Annotated in this window: 2 protein-coding genes; both read left to right on the forward strand. The window is 69.6% G+C overall.

Annotated elements, in window-relative coordinates; all coding sequences use genetic code 11:
- On the forward strand, window positions 1-2,525 hold a 2,525-nt coding region (locus tag AB0B89_RS34155; protein ID WP_358561188.1), incomplete at its 5' end, for a condensation domain-containing protein.
- On the forward strand, window positions 2,522-6,190 hold a 3,669-nt coding region (locus AB0B89_RS34160; protein WP_358561191.1), incomplete at its 3' end, for an amino acid adenylation domain-containing protein. The genes AB0B89_RS34155 and AB0B89_RS34160, both read left to right, overlap by 4 nt.

The raw sequence follows: 6,190 nt of genomic DNA on the forward strand, positions 1-6,190 counted from the left end.
ACCTCCCCTTCGAACGCATCGTCGAAGAACTCGCCCCCCAACGCGACCTCACCCGCAACCCCCTCTTCCAGACCATGCTCGTCCTGCAGACCACCACAGAAACCCAGACCTGGAACCTCCCCGGCATCGAAGTCCACCCCGCCCCCATCACCGGCGGCCTCGCCAAATTCGACCTCAACCTCACCCTGTATGAGGTCGACGACGGGCTCACCGCACACATCGACTACCCCACCGACCTGTACGACAAGACCACCATCGAGCGCATGGCCGGCCACTACGGCACGCTGCTCCAGCGACTCGCCGACCACCCGACGACCCCGCTGTCCCAGATCAGCATGCTCACCGACGCCGAACACGACGCCCTCGCGGCGTGGGGGGCCACGGCCGCGATCCCCGCCGAGGTCCGCGACGTCCCGGCCGCCCCCGCCGTCGTCCGTGTCGTCGACCGGCACGACCGGCCGGTGCCGGTCGGCGTGCCCGGACGGCTGGTACTCGGCGGCGAGCATCCGTACCGCACCGGTGACCGGGTGAGCTGGTCGCCATCGGGTGAGCTGCGGTTCCTGGGCCGCTGGGAAGACCAGGTGATCGTGCGCGGGGACCGCGTCGCGCTGGGCGAGATCGAGACGGCGCTGGCAGGCCACGACGCCGTGGCGGACGCCGCGGCCGTCGTACACGACGGGGAACTGGTCGGCTACGTGGTGCCCGCCAGCCCGGCGCCGCCGGAGGCGCGGGAGCTGCGGCAGTTCCTCAGCGAGCGACTGCCCGCTTTCATGGTGCCGTCGGCCTACGTCGTAGTGCCCCGCCTGCCGCGCACGGCGGACGGCGCCGTCGACCGGCAGGCTCTGCCGGCGCCCGACGCGCGACCGGCGCCGGCGCCGCACAGCGCGGCCGAGAAGGTCATCGCCGGCATCTGGCGGGAGGTCCTGGGCGTCGCCCACGTCAGCGTGACCGACAACTTCTTCACGCTCGGCGGAGACTCGATCATCAGCCTGCAGGTGATCGCACGGGCGAAGAAGTTCGGCATCCAGCTCACGCCGAGGATGTTCTTCCAGCATCAGACCGTCGCGGCCATCGCCGCGAACGCCCAGTCCACCAGTCCCATCCTGGCCGACCAGGCCAAGATCGTGGGAGAGGTGCCGCTCACACCGATCCAGCACTGGTTCTTCGAGCTCAAGCTGCCCGACCCGGCCCACTTCAACCAGGTCGAGCTGCTGGAGACCGACGGCCTCGACGGCGCGGTCCTGCGACGTGCGCTGCTCACCCTCGTCGACCACCACGACGCGCTGCGCCTGCGGATCAGGAAGGACGGTGACCGGTGGCGTCAGTACCTCGACGACGACGCCGGCCCCGGCGTCCTCGCCTGCCACGACCTGTCGGCGCTGGACGACGACGGGGTGTGGCCCCGGATGGCGCGGATCGCCGACGAGGCGCAGCGCGGGATGGATCTGGACGGCGGGCCGGTGATCCGTGCCGCCCTGATGGAGCTGGGTCCCGGCCGAGGCCAGCGGCTGCTCATCGCCATCCACCACCTGGCGGTCGACGGCGTCTCCTGGCGGATCCTGCTGGAGGACCTCGGCACCGCCTACCGGCAGGCGGCCGAAGGACGGGATCCGCTGCTGCCGGCCAAGACGACGTCCGTACGGACCTGGGGGGAGAAGCTCGGGACGTACGCGAGGTCGGCCGGCGCGCTCGCCGAACTCGGCTACTGGACGGCGCAGGGCACGCGGCGGACGCTCCCTCGTGACCATGACGGGGCGAACACCATGCGTTCCTCGGCCGCCGTCACCGTCGCGCTGAGCGAGAGCGAGACGGATTCCCTGCTGCGGGACGTGCCCCGGGCCTTCCACACCCAGATCAACGACGCGCTGCTGAGCGCGGTGGGCGCCGCCGTGCACGCCTGGACCGGGGACGACGCCGCCTGCGTCAGCCTGGAGGGGCACGGACGGGAGGACCTGTTCCCCGACGTGGACACGTCGCGCACGGTGGGATGGTTCACCAGCGTCTTCCCCATCGCCCTGCACGGCATGTCGGAGACCGACCCGGCCATCCTCCTCAAGAACGTCAGCGAGCAGCTCGGGGAGATACCCCGCCGGGGCGTCGGCTACGGCATCCTGCGGTACCTGGGCGACGCCCGCACGCGGGAGGCCCTGGCGCATCCCTCTCCGGAGATCAACTTCAACTACCTGGGACAGTTCGCCGCCGGCGTCACGGGCCTCGGCCGGTACGCCGACCCGCGCGAGCCGAGGGGCCGTTCCATCGGCGCGGCCGGGATGCGTCGTCACCTCCTGGACATCCTGGCGGCCGTGGAGAACGGCCGGTTGAGCATCGAGATCTCCTACTCCACGGCGATCCACGACGTGACCACCGTCGAGCGGTTCGCCGAGAACATCGTCCACAACCTTCGCGCGTTGCTCGGTATCGCCGCCGAGCAGAGCGAAGGGATCGGCGCCGCCCCGGCGCACCTCCCACTGGCGGAACTCGACGAGGATGAGATGGCCGCGATCATGAGGAAGTTCAGCGCATGAGCACCCCCAACGTGGAAGACATCTACGGCCTGTCGCCCATGCAGTTCGGCATGCTGTTCCATTCGATTCGGGACGACCACGGCTTCAACCCGTACCAGGTGCAGATGATCGAGAAGATCGTCGGGCCGCTCGACGACGAGCGTTTCCTGGACGCCTGGCAGCACGTCGTCGACCGGCACTCCATCCTGCGCAGCGCGTTCGTGTGGCAGGACGTGTCGACGCCCGTGCAGGTCGTGCAGCGTACGGCCGTGCTGCCGCGCGAGACGCTCGACTGGCGTGACTGCGGTCCCGCCGAGCAGGACGCGCGCCTGAAGCGGCTGGCGGACGACGACTGGAACCAGGGCTTCGACCTGTCCCGGCCGCCGCTGCTGCGGGTGCGGGTCATCCGGACCGCCGACGAATGCCGCCTGGTCATGTGGTCGTTCCACCACATCCTGCTGGACGGGTGGAGCATCCAGCTCCTGAAGCAGGAGCTGTTCGCGATCTACCGGGCCGCCATCGAGGGCAGGGAGCCCGGCCTGCCGCCGGCCATCCCCTATGTCCGGTACGCGAAGTGGCTGCACGAACAGCCCTCGTCCCGCGCGCGGGAGTTCTGGCGCGGCTATCTGCGGGGTGTGAGCGAGCCCACCGAGCTGGTCGCGAGCCGCCCCGGCACGGAGTCCGGGGTGGCCGAATTAGAGGTCTCCCTCAGCGCGGAGCTGTCGAGCGAGGTACGCCGGTTCGCCAGGGAGCAGCGGATCACGGTCAACACCGTGATCCAGGGCGTATGGTCGGCCCTGCTTTCCCGCTACAGCGGTCACGACGACGTGCTGTTCGGCGCCACGACCTCCGGCAGGTCCGTCTCACTGGCCGGCATCGAGTCGATGGTGGGGCTGTTCATCAACACGCTGCCCGTGCGCGCCCGGGTCGACGGCCAGGCCACGGTCGGCGACTGGCTGCGGGAACTGCAGGAGCAGCAGATCGAGCTCCGGCAGTGGGAGCACTGCCACCTCGTGGACGTGCAGGAGTGCAGCGACGTCCCGCGGGGCAAGCCGCTGTTCCAGTCGATCCTCGTGTTCGAGAACTATCCGGATCTGCGCGGGTCCGACAGCCTGCCGGACGGGGTGGACTACCGGCCCGTGGACTGCGTGGAGCGCACCGGCTATCCGCTCACCGTGGTCGTCTCGGCCGACGAGGTCGTGGACGTCAAGTTCGCCTACGACCGTGCCCTGTTCGACGAGGAAACGATCGAACGCCTCGCGGGTCACTTCCAGGCACTGGTGACCGGATTCGTCTCGGCCCCGCGTTCCCCGCTGTCCCAGATCAGCATGCTCACCGAGGCCGAGCAGCGGCGGATGCTGATCGAGTGGAACGACACCGCAGGCCCGTTCCCCGCCGACCAGACCATCCACCAACTGGTCGCCGCACAGGCCACGACCCGCCCCGACGAACCCGCCGTCATCCACGGCGACCAGATCCTCACCCACGCCCAGCTCAACACCCGCGCCAACCAACTCGCCCACCACCTGCGCACACAAGGAATCGGCCCCGAAGACCTGGTAGGAGTCTTCCTCGACCGCACCCCCGACCTCATCATCGCCCTCCTGGCCATCCTCAAAGCCGGCGCCGCCTACCTGCCCCTGGACCCCGAATACCCCGCCGACCGGCTGACCTTCATGCTCGACGACACCGCCGCCCCACTCGTCATCACCCAACACAGCCTCGCCACACACCTCCCCGGCCACACCACCCGCCTCCTCATCGACACCCACTGGCCCCAGATCGCCACCCACCCCGCCACCGACCCCCCACCACTGGCCACACCCCACAACCTCGCCTACGTCATCTACACCTCCGGCTCCACCGGAAAACCCAAAGGCGTCATGATCGAACACCAAGGCGCCGTCAACTACCTCCACTGGTGCGCCCAGGCCTACCCACCCACCGCAGAACTGGGCACACTGCTCTACTCACCCGTCGCCTTCGACCTCACCGTCACCGCACTCTTCCTCCCCCTCATGCAAGGCCTGCCCATCGCCATCCCGGTACCCCAGCCAGGAGAATCAGCGTTCGCCGCCGCGACCGAACTGCTCCTGTCCGGCACCCCGGTCAGCTTTCTCAAGATGACCCCCTCCCACGCCGAACTCCTGGTGTCCACGGCCGAAGCGGCCGGTGCTCGACTCGCCGTGCGCACCATGGTCCTCGGCGGAGAGGAACTCACCACCGACCTCGCCCGCCGGATACTCGCCGTCTGCGAACCCGGCACCGTCATCTACAACGAGTACGGCGCCACCGAATGCTCCGTCGCCAACGTCATGTCGCTGACCCGCCAGGTCGATGACGACAACACCGCCGCCGCGATCCCGGTCGGCGTACCCATCACCAACACCCAGGCCTACGTCGTCGACCCCGACGGCCGGCCGGTACCGGTTGGAGTGGCCGGAGAATGCCTCCTCGGCGGCATATGCGTCGCCCGCGGATATCTCAACCGGCCCCAGCTCACCGAGGAGAGGTTCGTCGAGCTCGACCTCGGCGGACACCGGCAACGCCTGTACCGCACCGGAGACCTGTGCCGCTGGCTGCCCACCGGAGAGCTGGAGTTCCTTGGTCGCATCGACAACCAGGTCAAGCTCCGCGGATACCGGATCGAGCTCGGCGAGATCGAAGCGACCCTGATCGGCCACCCCGCCGTCGCCTCCGCCGCGGTCACCGTCCGCGAGGACACCCCCGGCGTCCAGCGGCTGATCGCCTACCTTGTGCCCGCTCCCGGCGTCACTCCGCCAAGCCCTCACGACCTCAAGGCCCACGCCGCCCGCACGCTGCCCCCGTACATGATCCCCACCGGGTTCATGACCCTTCCCGCCCTTCCGCTGACGCCCAACGGCAAGACCGACTACAAAGCCCTGCCCGCCCCGGCCACCATCCACGACCCCACCGGCACCCGGCCGCGCACCCCCACCGAGCACCTCATCGCCGGCATCTGGCAGGACGTCCTCGGCGCCGCCGACCCCGGCATCCACGACAACTTCTTCGACCTCGGCGGCCACTCGCTCCTCGCCTTCAAGGTCATCGCGCGCCTGCGCCGCGAACTGGACGTGGAGGTGCCCCTGCGGGCGCTGTTCCAAGCCCCCACCATCGCCGAGCTGGGTGCCCTGCTGCCCGGCATGCGCGCCGCCGTCCAGGAGGAGTCGCGGCCGGTGCCGCGGGATCGTTCGAAGCCGGTGCCGTTGTCGTCCGCGCAGCGGGGACTGTGGTTCCTGGACCAACTGGAACCCGGCCGATCCGACTACGTCGTCCCCATCGCCCTGCACCTCACCGGACCCGTCGACGTGACAGCGCTCGAACAGGCGCTGACGCACCTGGTGGCCCGGCACGAAGCGCTGCGCACCCGGTTCGCCGCCGACGACACCGGCCAGCCCTACCAGATCATCGACCCCCCCGCACCGGTCACGATCACCCTCACCGACCTGACCGGCCACGACCAGAACACCATCACCGGCCACGTGAACGCCGCCGCCGCCACCCCGTTCGACCTGGCCACCGGACCACTGCTGCGCACCACACTCCTGCGCACCACACCAGACGAGGCCGTCCTGGTGATCTGCCTGCACCACATCATCTTCGACGGCTGGTCCGAAGCCATCCTCGCCCGCGAACTACGCGACCTCTACACCGCAGCCACCACC

The organism is Sphaerisporangium sp. NPDC049002 (assembly GCF_040649355.1).
In the GTDB taxonomy this organism is placed as follows: Bacteria; Actinomycetota; Actinomycetes; order Streptosporangiales; family Streptosporangiaceae; genus Sphaerisporangium.